This window comes from Arthrobacter sp. 4R501 (genome assembly GCF_002929755.1).
Taxonomy (GTDB): Bacteria; Actinomycetota; Actinomycetes; order Actinomycetales; family Micrococcaceae; genus Arthrobacter.
The window spans coordinates 172972-188905 of record NZ_PJIW01000008.1 but is presented as its reverse complement, the minus strand read 5'-3'; the positions used below and the strand labels follow the sequence as shown (position 1 = coordinate 188905).

Annotated in this window: 13 protein-coding genes, 2 tRNA genes and 1 pseudogene; 4 read left to right on the top strand and 12 right to left on the bottom strand. The window is 64.7% G+C overall.

What is annotated here, in order from left to right; all coding sequences use genetic code 11:
* Nucleotides 1–104: 104 nt before the first annotated feature.
* A complete protein-coding gene (locus CXR02_RS10150) occupies nucleotides 105–455 on the top strand; it encodes a metalloregulator ArsR/SmtB family transcription factor (RefSeq protein WP_104061876.1) in 351 nt (116 codons plus the stop codon).
* 6 nt (nucleotides 456–461) lie between these two features.
* Here the strand turns inward: CXR02_RS10150 and CXR02_RS10145 are convergent, their stop codons facing one another.
* The 5 genes from CXR02_RS10145 to CXR02_RS10125 all read right to left on the bottom strand — a co-directional run bounded on the left by CXR02_RS10145 (nucleotide 462) and on the right by CXR02_RS10125 (nucleotide 6518).
* Nucleotides 462–1430, bottom strand: coding sequence for an aldo/keto reductase family oxidoreductase (locus CXR02_RS10145; RefSeq protein ID WP_104061875.1), 969 nt, complete (start codon nucleotides 1428–1430; stop codon nucleotides 462–464).
* An 84-nt stretch (nucleotides 1431–1514) separates the two neighbouring features.
* The gene (locus CXR02_RS10140) at nucleotides 1515–3227 is read right to left on the bottom strand and encodes a glycoside hydrolase family 13 protein (RefSeq protein WP_104061874.1); all 1713 of its coding nucleotides are present in this window, start codon (nucleotides 3225–3227) and stop codon (nucleotides 1515–1517) included.
* Between the two features lie 53 nt (nucleotides 3228–3280).
* Nucleotides 3281–4165: a carbohydrate ABC transporter permease gene (locus CXR02_RS10135; RefSeq protein ID WP_104061873.1), complete on the bottom strand. Its 885-nt coding sequence runs from the start codon at nucleotides 4163–4165 to the stop codon at nucleotides 3281–3283.
* On the bottom strand, nucleotides 4165–5103 hold the full coding sequence (locus tag CXR02_RS10130) for a carbohydrate ABC transporter permease (RefSeq protein ID WP_104061872.1): 939 nt from the start codon (nucleotides 5101–5103) through the stop codon (nucleotides 4165–4167). Before CXR02_RS10130 ends, CXR02_RS10135 begins: the two co-directional genes overlap by 1 nt.
* Nucleotides 5104–5129: 26 nt before the next feature.
* Nucleotides 5130–6518 (bottom strand): ABC transporter substrate-binding protein, encoded by a 1389-nt coding sequence (locus CXR02_RS10125; protein WP_258060905.1) that lies wholly within the window; start codon nucleotides 6516–6518, stop codon nucleotides 5130–5132.
* Nucleotides 6519–6645: 127 nt separating this feature from the next.
* Here CXR02_RS10125 and CXR02_RS10120 point away from each other — a divergent pair, with 127 nt between their 5' ends.
* The gene (locus tag CXR02_RS10120) at nucleotides 6646–7848 is read left to right on the top strand and encodes an ROK family transcriptional regulator (RefSeq protein WP_104061871.1); all 1203 of its coding nucleotides are present in this window, start codon (nucleotides 6646–6648) and stop codon (nucleotides 7846–7848) included.
* Nucleotides 7849–7963: 115 nt separating this feature from the next.
* On the opposite strand, the gene CXR02_RS10115 is transcribed toward CXR02_RS10120, so the two are convergent.
* The 7 genes and pseudogenes from CXR02_RS10115 to CXR02_RS10085 form a co-directional block, all read right to left on the bottom strand.
* Nucleotides 7964–8620 (bottom strand): SDR family oxidoreductase, encoded by a 657-nt coding sequence (locus CXR02_RS10115; protein ID WP_104061870.1) that lies wholly within the window; start codon nucleotides 8618–8620, stop codon nucleotides 7964–7966.
* Nucleotides 8621–8636: 16 nt separating this feature from the next.
* Entirely contained in the window at nucleotides 8637–9194 is a 558-nt protein-coding gene (locus CXR02_RS10110; RefSeq protein WP_104061869.1) for a dihydrofolate reductase family protein, read from the bottom strand.
* Between the two features lie 50 nt (nucleotides 9195–9244).
* Nucleotides 9245–10021 (bottom strand): annotated as a pseudogene (gene yidC, locus CXR02_RS10105) (membrane protein insertase YidC); the annotation flags it as partial.
* Between the two features lie 138 nt (nucleotides 10022–10159).
* A tRNA-Met gene (locus CXR02_RS10100) sits at nucleotides 10160–10233 on the bottom strand.
* A gap of 62 nt (nucleotides 10234–10295) precedes the next feature.
* A tRNA-Thr gene (locus tag CXR02_RS10095) sits at nucleotides 10296–10367 on the bottom strand.
* 235 nt (nucleotides 10368–10602) lie between these two features.
* Complete coding sequence (locus CXR02_RS10090; protein WP_104061867.1) at nucleotides 10603–12861, bottom strand: DEAD/DEAH box helicase; 2259 nt, start codon at nucleotides 12859–12861, stop codon at nucleotides 10603–10605.
* Nucleotides 12862–13270: 409 nt separating this feature from the next.
* A complete protein-coding gene (locus CXR02_RS10085) occupies nucleotides 13271–13924 on the bottom strand; it encodes an MOSC domain-containing protein (protein ID WP_104061866.1) in 654 nt (217 codons plus the stop codon).
* Between the two features lie 171 nt (nucleotides 13925–14095).
* Between CXR02_RS10085 and CXR02_RS10080 the strand changes: the two genes are divergently transcribed.
* Complete coding sequence (locus CXR02_RS10080; RefSeq protein ID WP_104061865.1) at nucleotides 14096–14689, top strand: Tat pathway signal protein; 594 nt, start codon at nucleotides 14096–14098, stop codon at nucleotides 14687–14689.
* A 2-nt stretch (nucleotides 14690–14691) separates the two neighbouring features.
* Nucleotides 14692–15921, top strand: coding sequence for a glutathionylspermidine synthase family protein (locus tag CXR02_RS10075; RefSeq protein WP_104061864.1), 1230 nt, complete (start codon nucleotides 14692–14694; stop codon nucleotides 15919–15921).
* The last annotated feature ends 13 nt before the right edge of the window (nucleotides 15922–15934 follow it).

The window sequence follows — 15934 nt, the reverse complement described above, 5'->3', positions numbered from 1 at the left end:
TCGACCGGTCCGACGGCGGGCAAGCCTCCAGAGCGTAGCCACTTCCGGGTCGAGCGGCGGGATTAATACATTGATGGCGGTCAATATTCGGGCATAATGGGTACATGAAAACGCTGCCCGTTCTCGATCCGATCACGGACGAAGCTTGCTGCACCCCGGCAGGACAGCCTGCCCTTGGCGCAGAAGAGGCCAAGCAGAAAGCCCTGGTCTTCAAGGCGTTGGCCGATCCGAACCGGCTACGGCTGCTGTCCATCGTTAAGGCCGAATCCTCCGGCGAATCCTGCGTCTGCGATCTGACCGACCCCCTGGACCTGGGCCAGCCCACGGTCTCCCACCACCTGAAAATCCTGGTGGACGCCGGTCTGCTGCACCGCGAAAAACGCGGGACCTGGGCCTATTACTCCCTGGTTCCGGGTGGACTTGACGGCGTGGCCGAGCTTCTGGCAACCCTCTGACCGGCCTCAGGGGAGGGTGCTGCCCCGCGCCGCAATCCACAGTCCGTACCAGTCGGCCCGGGTCATGGCCTCCGCCACGCGGGCGGCGTCCGCGCAGGCGGCGATTCTCGCCGGATTCACGGTCCCGATGACGGGCGCAATGCCGGCCGGATGCTTCATCAGCCACCCCAGGAGGACGGCCTCCCCCGTGGTGCCGTACTCACTGGCAAGCTCCGCAACCATCGCGGCCGCGGCAGTCTCCGCCGCCGTCGGGTTTTCCGGAGCTGCCCCTGTGTACAACCCCTGCGCCAGCGCACCGTAAGCCTGCACGGTAACGCCGTTGCTGCAGCAGTACTCCAGGGTCCCGTGCGGGAAGCTGTAGTCCAGCGACTCCGGATGGTTCACCAGGACCTGGCTTTCCAGCCAGGCCCGCTTCAGCAGGCTCATCTCCAGCTGGTTGGCCACCACGGGCACCTCCAGCCGCTCCTGCAACGCCTTGATCTGCGCGCCGGACATGTTGGACACCCCAAGCGCCCGAACCTTGCCGTCGGCCAGCAGTTGCCGGACGGCGGCCGCCACCTCCGCCAGGTCCGTCAGCGGATCCGGGCGGTGCAGCAGGAGGACGTCCACGTAGTCCGTCTGCAGCCTCTTCAGGCTGCCGTCCACGCGTTCCAAGATGGATTCCCGGCTGAGGTCATAGTGTGTGGCCAGCCCGCGTTCGCGGAGCCGGATGCCGCACTTGGTCTGCAGCCGGATCTGGTCACGCAGGCCGGGCGTTGCCGCGAGGACCTCGCCGAACACCGACTCGGACTTGCCGCTGCGGTAGATGTCCGCGTGATCGAACAGCGTGATGCCGGCGTCCAGCGCGGCCTCGACGGCGGCGGCGGCCTCGTCCACATGCTGCACCTGATGCGGCTCGTCGGTCCAGCTGCCGCCCAGGCCCATGCAGCCGTAGATGAGTTCCTGCGTGGGGGATGGAACGGTGTGTTGGGTCATTGCTTCACTCTTTCATGAGCCTGGGCAGACGCACAGGTGGCGGGGCCCGGCCGGGTCCCGCCACCTGATTGATCTTGGGTTATGTCAGTGCAGCCAGACGGTGCTGTTGGCGCCGAGTTTGCCGTCCACCAGCGGGGCGCTGCTCACCAGGACGGTCCCTGCCGGCAGGTCGACGGCGGTGTCCCCGAAGTTGGTCACGGACTGCCAGCTACCGGGGCGGCGGAAGTGCAGGACCTCCGGGTTGCCGGTCTCCACCCACTCCAGCTCCTCGCCGGCCTGCAGTTCGCGGCGCAGCTTCAGGGCCGTGCGGTAAAGCTCCAGGGTGGAGTTTTCGGTGCCGACCTGCGCCTCCACCGCATACTTGCTGAACCAGTCCGGCTGCGGCAGGTGCGCGCCACCGTCGCCAAAGCCGAAGGAGGTCCCTTCAACCTTCCAGGGCAGCGGCACGCGGCAGCCGTCACGGCCCACTTCAACGCCCCTGTTCCGGAAGAACGCGGGGTCCTGGCGCTCGGAGTCCGGAATCTCCGCCACTTCCTGCAGGCCCAGTTCCTCGCCCTGGTAAAGGTAGGCCGAGCCGGGCACGGCCAGCATCAGCAAGGTGGCGGCGCGGGCACGGCGCTCGCCAAGGTCCACGTCCAGTTCCTCCTTGGGGCCGCCGGCGAGCAGCCAGCCCTTGCCGTCCTGACCCTTCGCATGCTTCTTGCCCCTGGACGCCTTGGGCAGGCCGTAGCGTGTGGCATGCCGGACGACGTCGTGGTTGGAGAAAACCCAGGTGGAGGACGCGCCGGTCGCGGCGGCTTCGGCGAGGTTGCGGGTGATGATTTCGCGGAAATCCTCGGCATCGAAGTCGGCCTGCAGCAGGTCGAAGTTGAACGCCTGGCCCAGGCCCTCAGGGCTGGCGTAGCGGGCGCGGCGGGTGGCGTGCACCCATGCTTCCGCGACGGCGGTGCGGGGCGGGTTGTACTCGTTGAAGACTTCGCGCCATTCGAGGTAGATGTCGTGGACGTCGTCCCGGTCCCAGAAGGGGTGCGAACCGTCGTCGAACCCGTCCGTCCCCGAGTTGGCCTCGGTCAGCTCCAGCTTGGAGAGCAGCGGCTCGGTGAGATCCTTGGTGAGGGCATGGGCCACATCCACGCGGAAGCCGTCGACGCCGCGGTCGGACCAGAAGCGCAGGGTCTTGAGGAAGTCATCGCGGACCTCCCGGCTGGACCAGTTCAGGTCCGGCTGCTCCTTGGCAAAGATATGCATGTACCACTGGCCCGGTGTTCCGTCCGGCTCGGTGATTCGCTCCCACGCAGGGCCGCCGAAGACGGAATCCCAGTCCGACGGCGGGAATTCGCCGTTGGGTCCTTTGCCGTCACGGAAGATGTAGCGCTCACGCGCGGCGGAACCCTTCGGCGCGGCGAGCGCCTCCTTGAACCATTCGTGCCGGTTCGAGGAGTGGTTGGGGACGATGTCGGCGATCAGCTTGATGCCGGCGGCGTGCAGCGCCTTGGCCATCTCGTCGAAGTCAGCCAGCGTGCCCAGCTTGGGGTCCACGTCTCGGTAGTCGTCCACATCGTAGCCGCCGTCGGCCAGGGCCGACGGATAGAAAGGGCTGAGCCACACGGCGTCGATCCCCAGCGCCTTCAGGTACGGGACCTTGGCCGTGATGCCCTTGATGTCACCCATGCCGTCACCGTTTGAATCGGCGAAGCTGCGCGGATAGATCTGGTAGACCGCGGCCTGGCGCCACCAGTTGGGATCGGCCAGACGGTCGGAATCGGACAGGGTTGCCAGCGTGGCAGTGGTGGACAAAGGATGATCCTTTTCTCTTGTTTGGGTTGTTCTTGCTGGGTGGATAGGTCTGGCTATTTAACGGCCCCGCGCATGACTCCGGACAGTACCCAACGTTGGGCCAGGATGTAAACCACCAGTGTGGGTGCCATGGCCATCAGGTAGGACGCGAACGCGAGGCTGTAGTCCGTATTGAATTCGCCCTGGAACAGCATCTGGACCACGGGGAGGGTCTGCAGGGCCGGGTCGGCGATCATCATCTGCGGCAGCAGGAAGTCGTTCCACGAGCCCAGGAAGGCGAAGATGCCCACCGTGGCGTTCATGGGGGCCAGCAGCGGGAAGATGATCTTGCGGAACACCTGCCACGTGGTTGCGCCGTCCATCCGGGCCGATTCCTCCAGCTCCACAGGTATGGACCGGACGAAGGCGATGTACAGCAGCGCGTTGAACGAGATCCCGCCCAGCACGTGCAGGAAGACGACGCCGGCCGGGTTGTCCAGGCCGAGCAATGCCGTCTGCTTGATCAGCGGCAGGATGATCACCGGGAACGGAATGAACATGGCGGACAGAAGGTACACAAAGGAGCCGCGGAAGAACCGGTGGTTCCAGTTCCGCGCGATGGCGTAGGCAACCAGCGAACTGCAGGCCAGCGAGCCCAGGACGCTGAAGACGGTGACGAATGCCGTGGACATAAAGGCCCGGGGGAAGTTCGTGGCCACGTAGGCAGCGGCGAAGTTCTCCCAGTTCAGCGGGTTCGGCCAGGCAAGCCCTGTACCGGTGCCGATCTGGTCCGGTGACTTCAGCGCCATGGCCACGGTGAAGTACAGCGGCAGCAGGACAGTCAGCGAAGCCACCAGCATCAGGGCGGTGAGCCACCAGTTGATCTTGAAGCCTTCGCGGCTGGAGACTCGTTTTGTGAGGACGCGGGCGCTGCGCTGTGGAAGTAGTGATGCGGTCATTAGAGAGATACCCCCCGGCGCTGGATGAGGCGCAGCTGGATGACGGAGATCAGCAAAGTGATCAGGAAGTAGATGACCGCATTGGCCATCTGGTAGGAATAGTCGCCACCCGTGAAGCCGGAGAAGATACGCATGGCCACTGACTGCGTCGCCATGCCAGGTCCGCCGCCGGTGAGGCCCACGATGATCTCGTAGGTCCCCAGGAATCCCTTGAACCCGAGGATCACATTGATGACGAGATAACCGAGGATGAGGGGCAGTGTGAGGCTCAGGAACTGGCGGAAGCTGCCGGCACCATCCAGGTCCGCGGCTTCGTAGACCTCCGCCGGCACGCTCTGGAGCCCGGCGAGGTAGATGATGGTGGCTCCGGGCGCGGCCTGCCACACGGTGACCAGCACAATGGCCAGCCAGGCGAGGTTTTCGTTGGCCAGGATGCTGGTGGCAAGCGGCGTTAAGCCGAACCGTTCAGCGAGCACCGGCAGGGTGTTGGAGAACAGGTAGTTGAAGACAAACGACACCACCAGGGCTGAGAGCACCATGGGGATGAAGAACACGGTGCGGATGCCGGTTCGCCACTTGATTTTCGCATTCAGCCCAAGGGCGATCGCCAGGGCCACGATATTGACCACCACGGTGGTGGTCAGGGCAAAGACGAACGTGAAGATGTAGGACTGCAGGATTGCAGGGTCCTTGAAGATGTTGACGTAGTTGGACAGGCCGATGAACTTCCAGTCACCGTAGCCTGCGTAGTTGGTGAGGCTGAAAAACACACCAACCAGCGCTGGCAGGGTGATGAAGAAGGCGAAGAGTGCGAGGACCGGCACCACCATCCAGTAGTAGGTGGGGTCGATCCGGCGCTTGGACCGGATGGCGGGCGGGTGGGCGGGGTCGTTATGCGCGGCCGTGGCTGTCTCAGCCGGCAGGGCAGTTGCGGTCATGGGGGCTCCTGGAATCGTAGTGGGCATCAGACCGCTGTCCGCTCGGCGACGCGGCGCCATTCGTCGTCGACCGTGGTCAGGAACTGTTCACCGTTCTTGTTGAAGACAAAGGACTGAATGTAGTTGTTCATGGGGACCGACGGCGGGAAGTATGTTCCGGCGCCCTGGTAGTAGCGGCCTTCGGCCACGTGGGCGGCAACACCGCGGAGATGGGGGTTGCTCACGGCAGGGGCGCCTATCAGCGGAGAGAACGCCGCGTTCTTCTCGTTGTACGTGTTGACCACGGACGGTTCCAGCAGGTAGTTGAGGAACCTCTCGGCAGCGGCCCTTTTCCGCGTGTTCCGGGTGATGGAGAGTGCCATGTCCACGTTGACGCGCACCTTGGTCTGGTCCGGGTCGTTGGTAACCGGCAGCGGAAAAGTGCCCAGCTTGATGTCCTTGTTGGCCTGAACCAGCTGGGAGAGCGCCCACGGCCCCTGCAGATACATGGCGGCCTGGCCCTTGCCGAAGGCGGCATTTCCGTCAGAGTAGTTCTTGCTGGCCGCCCCGTTCTGCGAGTAGGACGCAAGCTGCAGGATTTTTGGCAGCGAGGAGCGGTAGTGATTGCTGAATGACTCGGGGGCGGACTGCGGGATGTTGGCCCCCTTGGCCATCAGGTCCCGGAAGAATCCCCCGACGTCCAGCATTCCGCCGGTGACGTAGTCGAAGGCACCCTGGCGGAGGGTCCAGGCGTCCTTGAACGTCCCGTAGATCGGCGTGATGCCTGCCGCCTTGAAGGTCTCACACGCGGCGATGAAGGCGTCCCACGTGGTTGGAACAGCCACTCCGTGGGCTGCGAAGATGTCGCGGTTGTAGATGACCCCGGCCGCAGCAATGGAGAACGGCAGGGCACTCGTTTCGTTCCCCTTGTATTGTCCCCACGAACTGATGAGGTCCTGGAACTTCGGATCGACAGTCTTGGCCACGGGAAGGCCGGACAGGTCTGCGAAGATTCCCTTCCGGACGAACTCAGCCGTTTCGGTCGCGAATCCCCGGGTCACGACGTCGGGCGGATCGTTGCGGACCAGGCCGGGGACGAAGTTGCCCTCATTGAAGTCCTGGATGACCCGGAGATCCGGGTTCAGGGCTTCGAAGTCCTTGATCACCTGGTTGAAGTAGCCCACCACCTCCGGCTTGTTCTGCATAAACCGCAGGGTGGTGACGCCGGCCTGCTGCCCTGCGCCGGCGGCGCAACCGGTGAGGGGAAGGAAGGCGGCTGCTCCGGCCAGGCCGGCCGCCCGGAACATCGAGCGCCTGCTGGGCAATGTTGCGGGCACGGTGCTGTTCACAGGGCGGGAGCCGACGGACGGCAGGGAGAGGACTGTGGTGAAGGCGGGCAGTGCTTCGGGATGCGGTTCACTGTTGCTCCTTTGCAAAGGCTGAATGAAGGAATTTGAAGACCGGTGGCTCGGCGGCCGTCCGGCCCACCTGGCAAGCATTTATTTGGAATCTAAATTTAGTTTCTCAAGTATTATGTGGTGCAGAACACAGGGGGTCAACACCATGTCCGAAATTTCCGTCGCAACACCCCAGTTGCTCAGACGCGTGAGTGCCGGAGCCGTCCTGGATTTTATGCGCGCGTCGCAGGCTGTAACGGTCACCGACGTTATGGAAGCCACCGGACTGACCCGGGCCACGGCCATATCCGTGTGCGAGGACCTCATGCACCGAGGCTGGATCCGGGAGCTGGAAAACCAGCGGGCCTTCGGCGGCTACCAGAAAGGCCGGCCGGCACGGCGGTTCGAACTCAACGAACGCGCAGGCTACGTTCTGGGCATGGACGTGGGTGTCTCAAAGGCCACCGTGGTGGTGTCCGACCTTCGCGGAAAGGCCCTCGGCAGGTCCAGCCAGCCCTTCGCGGAAGCAGACATCCCGGCCGAGGAACGCATCGCCGTCATTGACCGCACCGCCATGATGGCCCTCCACAGCGTGGGAGCCTCCCCCGATTCCGTTCTGGCGGTCTGCGCCGGCATTGCGGCGCCGGTGGACCGGAACGGCGAGGTGCTGGTGACGCAGCACTTCTGGGGACTGTTCGACGTCGGCCTGAAGGCCGCCCTGCGGGACCGGCGGGGCTGGACGGTGCTGCTGGAAAACGATGCGAACCTGGCCGCCCTGGGCGACCGCTGGCGGGGCGCCGCTGCCGGCGTGGACGACGTCGTGGTCATCCTCGCGAGTGAGCGCCTCGGGTCGGGCGTGATCGACGGCGGACGGCTGCTGCACGGCCGCGGCGGAGGCGCCGGCGAGCTTGCCTTCCTCGACATGCTTGAGGGAGTGGGAGACACCTACGGAATAGCGTCCCTGGCCAGGAGATGGGCCGCAGAGGCGCTTGCGGGCAAGGCCAAGACGTCGCTCCGGGATCACGCCGCCAAAGGCGCGGAAGCAGAGCACGTCTTCGCGGCCGCCGCGGACGGCGACGCCGTGGCGCGCGCGATTCTGGAACGACTCGCCGACAGGATGGCCCGGGTCATCGGGGCCGTCGCCACCATGATCAACCCCGAACTCGTGGTCATTGGCGGGGCCGTAGCGAACTCCGCCGGCGTGCTGCTCGAGCCGATCGCCAGGCACCTGGCCAAGTACACCGTCACTCCCCCGAGGGTGGCGGTCTCACCGTTGGGGGATTCGATCGTGACCGTAGGAGCCGTCCGGTGCGCCCTCGACTATGTGGAAAAGAACACCCTGGACCTGGAGCTCGCGGTTCCGGACTAAGCTGCGTGCTCCAACGGCGGGAAGGGACACTTAAGGCCCGGAGCCGCATCGGTTCCAGGGCCTCAACTGTCCCTTCGCGCTGTGTTATTCCAGCGTCGCGGCCGGTCCCTCTCGGCTACGGCTGCGGCTCCAGGGCGGCGGCAATCGGGAGTGTGCCGTCACGGAATTCGATGGTCCGCCCCGCCGTTTCGGGCAGGTCAAGCACTGCGGCGGCCACACTGGCCGTGTTGCTGCGGGAGGTTGCCCGGCTGCCGTCCGTTCCGGGGTCCACTTCGATGAGTCCAGTCCCCGGCTGGTCCGTCAGCGTCCCCGGACCCAGGATGGTCCAGGCCAGTGAGGTGCCGCGCAGGTACTCATCCGCCGCTGCTTTGGCGTCCGCGTAGGCAAAGAAGCTGTTCTCGGCCGGAACGCCATGGTCCGGCCCCGCGCCCAGGTAGGACACCATCACATAACGCCCGACGCCGGCCTCCGCCGCCGCGTCCATCGACCGGATGGCCGCGTCACGGTCCACTGCATAGGTGCGTTCCGGGCTTCCTCCCCCGGCCCCGGCGGACCAGACCACGGCGTCATGGCCCCTGAGGGCGTCGGCGATTGCCGCCGTAGTCGAATTTTCAACGTCCAGGACCGACGGCGTAGCGCCGGTAGCCGCGACGTCTGCGGCATGGTCCGGGTTGCGGATGATCGACGTGACGCTGTGACCTTCGGTTGTAAGAAGCGTGGACAGGTGGAGGGCCACTTTGCCGTGGCCGCCAATGATAACTATGCTGGTCATGCCCCCATTCTGCCCCTTATGCCTGTGTGCGGTAGCGGAGGTAGACCACGCCGTTTCCAAAGGTGTGCTCTTCGAGGAGTTCCAGCCGCAGGCCCTGCCCGTCCGGCAGGAAGCGAAGGCCTCCTCCCACGGCCACCGGATTGAGGAACACGCGGCATTCCTCCACCAGCCCGGCCCGGAGTGCGGCAGCGGCCAGCGTGGGGCCACTGATGCTGATGTGCGCGTCCGTGGCGTTCTTGAGGTCCCGGACGGCGTCGGGAACAAAGGTCCGCGCGATCCTGGTTTTGGCCGTGGATGCGGCGGTGAGGGTGGTGGAGTAGACAACCTTGTCTGCCCCTTGCCAGATCCGCGCGAAGTCCCGGATGTAGTCCGGCTGATCGGGGGTATCGAAGGTTTCCCACGCAGACATGACCTGGTACATGCGGCGGCCGAAAAGGTAGGTGCCCACATCGCGTTCGAGATCATTGACGAACGTATGGACTTCCTCGTCCGGCTCGCTCCAGCTGAAGTTGCCGTTGCGGTCCGCGACGTAGCCGTCCAGGGACACGATGCCTGAGTAGATGAGCTGGCCCATCCGCCCATTGTGCCGCCGTCGGCAGTGGATGGGTAGGCGCACCCTCATTTGATGGTGAACTGCTGCGCCATGGTCCAGAGGTTGGTGGTGGTCCAGTAGATCAAGACGCCGATCGGGAAGAGTACGCCGCCCACACCGAAGACGAATGGCAAGATGTACATGATCACCTTCTGCTGGCGCGCGAGGGGATTGTCTGCGGCCTCGTCAGGCAGGGTCCGGGCCACGATCCGTCGTTGCGTGATGAACTGTGCCGCCGTCATGGCCAGGATCATCAGGACGGTCAGCACTGCGACCGCCGCGGGGTCACCACCACTGCCGTGCAGCACGGATGCTGACAGCGGGGCGCCGAAAATGCTTGAGTCGTCGAACTGCACAGCCTGTTCGTGGGTCATCGCTCCGATGCCGTGGGCTTCCCTGGCTGCGGCTGGGATGCCGGAGAGCACTTGGAAGAGCGCGAAGAAGAACGGCACCTGGATGAGCATCGGCAGGCAGGCGGACAGCGGGTTGGTCCCGTGTTCCTTATAGAGGGCCATCTGTTCCTGGGCCATGGCCTGCCGGGACAGCTGATCGGTCTTGCCCTTGTACTTCTCCTGCAGCCTCTTCAGGTCCGGCTGCAGGAGCCGCATCCGGCGCTGGGCGCTGACCTGCCGCAGGAACACCGGAATCAGGGCGGCACGGATGATCAGCACCAGGCCGATGATGGACACAGTCCACGTCCAGCCGCTTGCCGCATGCATGCCCACGCTGCTCAGGACGTCATGGATTCCGACCATGACGGCGGATACAAGCCAATTGAACGGACCCATGATGGTTCCGAAGAAGTCCACTACAATCCCCCATCGCCACGTGCAGCAAAGCTACGGCGAAAAGGAGCACTTGTCACGGCCTCGCGCCGCGGCAAACACACCGTCGTGCGGGCAGACAGAAAAACCCCCGGAATCCGTGGATTCCGGGGGCTTAGCCTGTAGCGGTGGGGAGGCTCGATCTCCCGACCTCACGATTATGAGTCGTGCGCTCTAACCAACTGAGCTACACCGCCACGAATGAGAAAAACCTGCGCCAAGCCGGTCAATAACCGCCTTGACACAGGCCCTCATCCAGAGCCCCCCACCGGAATCGATCCGGTGACCTCGTTCTTACCAAGAACGCGCTCTACCACTGAGCTAGGGGGGCAACGAGTAAATACTCTACCGGAAGACTTGGCCACCAACAAATCGGCTCCAGAACGACGCCCGCGGCGCCAAAAGTGCCGGAAATCCGGGCTTTCGGCGCCCTCCGGACGGCCCTTGAACCGGCCCGGAGACGGATCCCTGAGGGGATGTGACCAAGCCAACTTAAGCGCCGGACTTAAAGCAGAACGGGCCAGCAAGAAGCCGGCCCGTTCCCAGTTCACTTTAGGAAGCAGTGGTTACCACTTGTTGCGGGGCTTGAAGCCGCCTTCGGTGCGCGGCTTGCGTGCCGCGTCGGTGCCCACGCTGCGCTCGTTGCGGTCGCTGAAGGAACGGCCGCCGCGGTCAGCGGAGCTACGCTCGCCGTCGGTCTTGCGGAATTCCTTCTTGAACCCGCCGTTGCCCTTGAAGTTGCCGCCACGGTCGCCGCCACCGGCGCCGCCGCCGGAGTAACCACCACGGTCGCCACCGCCGGAGTAACCGCCGCGATCGCCGCCGCCACGGTTGCCCTGGTAACCGCCGCGATCGCCGCCACCACGGTTGCCCTGGTAGCCGCCACGCTCGCCGTCACCGGAGGGCTTGCGGCCGTTGTCCAGCTCGAGGTGGATCAGCTCGCCGCCGATCCGGGTGCGGGACAGAGCCTTCAGCTGGTCGGCGCTGAGGTCCGCCGGGAGCTCCACGAGGGAGTGGTCCGCACGGATGTCGATGCCGCCGATCTGGGCCGAGGAAATGCCGCCCTCGTTGGCAATGGCGCCCACAATGGAACCGGGCATAACGCGCTGGCGGCGTCCGACGGCGATCCGGTAGGTGGCGTTGCCCTCGGTGAGAGTACGGGTGGGGCCACGTGAGCCGAAGCCGTCCTTGGAGCGCTCGCGCTTCTGGAAATCGGGAGCTGCGGCCAGTTCCTTGACCAGGAGAGGCTGACCGCCCTGGGCCATCACTGCCAGCGCGGCAGCGATCTCCGAAGCCGGCACGTTGTGCTCTTCCTCGTAGGAGGAGATGAGGTCGCGGAACGCGGCAACGTCCTCGGACTCGAGGGTCTCCGTGATGCGCTCGGCGAACTTGCCCAGGCGCAGCGTGTTCACGGTCTCGGCCGTGGGCAGGTGCATCTGCTCCACCGGCTGGCGTGTTGCCTTTTCGATGGAACGCAGCAGGTACTTCTCCCGCGGCGTCATGAACAGGATGGCGTCGCCGGAACGGCCTGCACGGCCGGTGCGGCCGATGCGGTGGACGTAGGACTCGGTGTCGTGCGGGATGTCGTAGTTGACCACGTGGCTGATGCGCTCAACGTCAAGGCCGCGGGCCGCGACGTCGGTGGCCACCAGGATATCGATGCGGCCTTCCTTCAGCGCCTCGACAGTGCGTTCACGCTGCTGCTGCGGGATGTCGCCGTTGATGGCGGCGGCCTGGAAGCCGCGGGACTTCAGCTTGTCAGCCAGGTCCTCGGTAGCCATCTTGGTGCGCACGAAGGCGATAACGCCGTCGAACTCTTCAACCTCGAGGATGCGGGTCAGGGCGTCAAGCTTGTGCGGGCCCATGACCTGCAGGTACCGCTGGCGGGTGTTGGCGCCGGTGGTGGTTTTGGACTTGACCGAGATCTCGGCCGGGTTGTTCAGGTACTGCTTGGACATGCGGCGGATCTGGCTCGGCATGGTGGCCGAGAACAGTGCAACCTGGCGGTCCGACGGGGTCTGCTGGAAGATCTGCTCCACGTCTTCGGCGAAGCCCATGCGCAGCATTTCGTCGGCCTCGTCCAGCACCAGGTACTGGAGCTCGGACAGGTCCAGGGAACCCTTGGAGATGTGGTCGATCACACGGCCGGGAGTACCGACGACAACCTGGGCACCGCGGCGCAGGCCGGCGAGCTGGGGGCCGTAAGCGGAGCCGCCGTAGACGGGGAGGACGGTGAAGTCATCGATGTGCTTGGCGTACGAGGTGAAGGCCTCGGCAACCTGGAGCGCGAGCTCGCGGGTCGGAGCCAGGACCAGGGCCTGGGTCTTGCGGGACGGGCCGTTGAGGTCGTGGAGCTCGGCCAGGCGGGACAGTGCCGGTACTGCGAATGCTGCAGTCTTACCGGTGCCGGTCTGGGCGAGGCCCACAACGTCGCGGCCTTCAAGCAGCAGCGGGATGGTTGCTGCCTGGATGGGGGAAGGCTTTTCGTAGCCGACGTCCATCAGGGCGGCGAGGACGCGGCCGTCGATGCCGAGATCGGCGAACTTGACTCCCTCGTCTTCGGTTTCCTCAGCCTTGGCGGGTGCTTCTTCGGTCTTAGCTACGGGAGCTTCTTCAAACTTGGCAGCAGGCGCCTCGGTCTGAGCGGCGGGCGCTTCTTCGACCTTGGCGGGGGCTTCTTCAGCGGGAGCGGCGGGCGCTTCAGCTTCGGTAGCGGCGGGCTCTGCTGCGGGGGCAACGGCCTCGGTGAACTCGACGGCGACGGTTTCGGCAGTTACTGCTTCGGCGGTGATAGCGGTCTCGTCGTTGGTCTGATTTTCAGGCATAGGGAAATTTCCTCATCCATAGGGGGCCAGGCGGCACAACCCGAGGTGAGCGGAGCCGCAGTACATGTGCCGTGGGTGCCGGGCATACATTGACCGGCCGGTCACTTAGAAGTCCGGCGCTTTCGCAATCCCGTGGCAGGACTTCCCGCTGCATCTCTTGGCTGCTATCCCAGCAGTCTGTACAGCGTTTTCTTTAGCCGGCTCTCCCTATGAAAATGCCCGCATCACAATAGCGGGCCCCAACACTTGCCAGTCCTGCCTCAAAAATTGGGCAGGAATAAGGGATTTCCGGAGTGGGGGATATTTCAAGTGTAAGGTACAGATCCGCTTTGCGGCTAATTGAACGTACGACGGCGGCGGTGAGCTTGCGCACATGGCCGTCGGGTTCCATCCGGCTAAGGCCGTGACACTACCGTCCCAGCCGCCGCAGCAGCGCCTCAAAGGCGTCGTGGTACTCGGATTGGAGGCGGATCTCACCGTCGGCGTCGGCATCCCGCAACGCTTCCATGGACTCAAGGTCAGGTTCGCTGAACCACTTTCCGATGGTGATGCCGTGGGTCGGCACGAAAAGCCGATGGATGTGGTCGCCGGCCTGGACGGTGCCGGTGCGGATCACGCGCAGGTAGGTACCAATCCGGCCCGCTTCCGTGAAGCGCTTAACCCATTGCGGCTCCCCCATCCGACGCTGGAAGGCGGCGCACGGGACGCGCGGCGAAGTCACTTCAACTTCGACGTCGAGCCCGATCTTCCAGCGTTCGCCGATCACTGCCCCGGTGGTCTCGATACCGGACACGCGAAGGTTTTCCCCGAAGATCCCGGGCGTGAGGTCGCGCTGAAGCTCCTTCGCCCAGTAGTCGGCATCATCCTGGGAGTAGGCGTAGATGGCCTGGTCTTCGCCGCCATGGTGGATCCGGCTTGCCTGGACGTCACCGTGGAGGCCGAGTTTGTGGACTTTGACGGGACCTTCCACCGGCCGCTTGTCGATAGCGGTGACTCCCACGCTGCCTTCATCGGGAAGGAGCTGGTGGACACGGCAGACGGCTAGCACTGATGCGGTTTCCATGGCTCCAGTGTAGGGTTCCCGGCGTTGCAGCCACCGCCGGAACCGGAGATTGGCAGTTCTCTCCCGTTTCGTGCTCGCAGCCGGACCGGGCAGAGACTACGCTGATTTCAGGATTGAGCTTCCGGCGCACAGTTGCGCCCACATTCAGCATGGACTACCAAGGGGGACGTCATGGACCCGGAAAAGGACCAAGGCAACGGTCCGGACAAAGACCAGGCCAAGGACCAGGGCACCGGTCAAGGCAAGGACCAGGGGGCGCCGAAGCCGCCGCCGTGGCAGGTTCCCAAGCCGGAGCTGCGTCCTGAACTCCTGAATGAACCCATTCCCACGGTTGATCCCTTCGCCCGGGACCGCGAGCGCCAGACCCATGATGCGGCCGCGCGCAAGAAGCGTTCCCAGCGGCGAACCGTAGTGGTGGGGTTGGGAGTCACGGCCCTCCTTGCTGGCACTATCACCGCCGTCGTGGCCAGCAACCAGGATGAGGCCGACTACGCCCAGGTCTGTTTCAACGACGAAACCGGCGAGCGCGTGGAAGATACGCAGTGCAACAGCTCCGCCGGCCGCAGCGGTGCACTCTACGCGTGGTACTTCTACTCCCGCGGCGCCAGCGTTCCCGGGGTGGGCCAGAACCGGTCCTCATACCCGAGCTACACCAGCACCATCCCCAGCGGCGCCAAGGCTTCCACCGGGTACAGCACCAAGGGCGGAACGGTCAGCAGGGGCGGCTTTGGCAGCAGCTCCAAAGGCGGAAGCACGGGGGGCTAGGCGTGAAGCGGTTGTTATCGGAGCCCAGGCCCGACTGGAAGCAGAAGATCGAAGAGCAGGGCCTGGTCTTCTCCACCACCACCATGCCCGACGGTAAGAAGATCGAATACTGGAACGAGGCCGCCTACTACGAATTCACCATGGACGAGGTGGAGACGCTGGAGGTCACGGCCGAGGACATGCACAAGATGTGCCTGGAGGCAGCCAAATTCCTGGCCACCGGCACCATGGGGAACATCGGCATCGGCCCGCAGGCCCTGGAGCTCGCGGCTGAGTCTTTGCAGGCCGCGGACATGGATGTCTACGGGCGCTTCGATTTTATCTATGACGGCCAGGGCGGACCGGCCAAGATGCTGGAGTACAACGCGGACACCCCCACGGGACTAATCGAGGCCGCCGTCGCGCAGTGGTTCTGGCTGCAGGACGTGTTCCCGGAAAAGGACCAGTGGAACGGCATCCACGAGGCCTTGATCCGGCAGTGGAAGAAGATGCAGTACCGCACCGGCATGAGCACGCTCCACATAGCCCACTCCGAAGCCGAGGAGTCCGGCGAGGACTGGATGACGGCCGCGTACATGCGGGACGTGGCCAGCCAGGCCGGCTGGACCACCATCGGCATCAACATGTCGGACATCGGCTGGGACCCCAACCTCAACCGCTTTGTGGACCTGGACAACTTCATGATCAGCACCATGTTCAAGCTGTACCCGTGGGAACTGATGATGAAGGAGCCGTTCGGGCACCGGCTGCTGCAGCGCGCACATAATCCCCGTTGGGTGGAGCCTGCGTGGAAAATGCTGCTCTCTAACAAGGCCTTGCTGGCTGCTCTGTGGCACCTGTACCCGGACCACCCCAACCTGCTGCCGGCCTACCTCAACGAGCCCGGGCCCCTGAAGGAATGGGTGGCCAAGCCGCTGCATGGGCGCGAAGGGGACAACATCAAGGTCCACGCCCCGGGCATCAGCCTGGAGCAACCGGGCGGGTACGGCCGTGAGGGCTGGTGCTACCAGCAGTTCCATGCGCTGCCCGACTTCGACGGCAACCACCCCGTCCTCGGCCTCTGGGTGGTGGACGGCGAGTCCGTGGGCTGCGGGATCCGCGAATCGGACGGCCCCATCACCGATTACTTCTGCCGTTTTGTGCCCAACACCATTGACGCCCCGGCGCCGCTTTCAGCGCAGGCCCTGTCCAGCACATCCAGCAAATCAAGCAAGGCAGGTATCGCACTATGAGCACCCTGATATT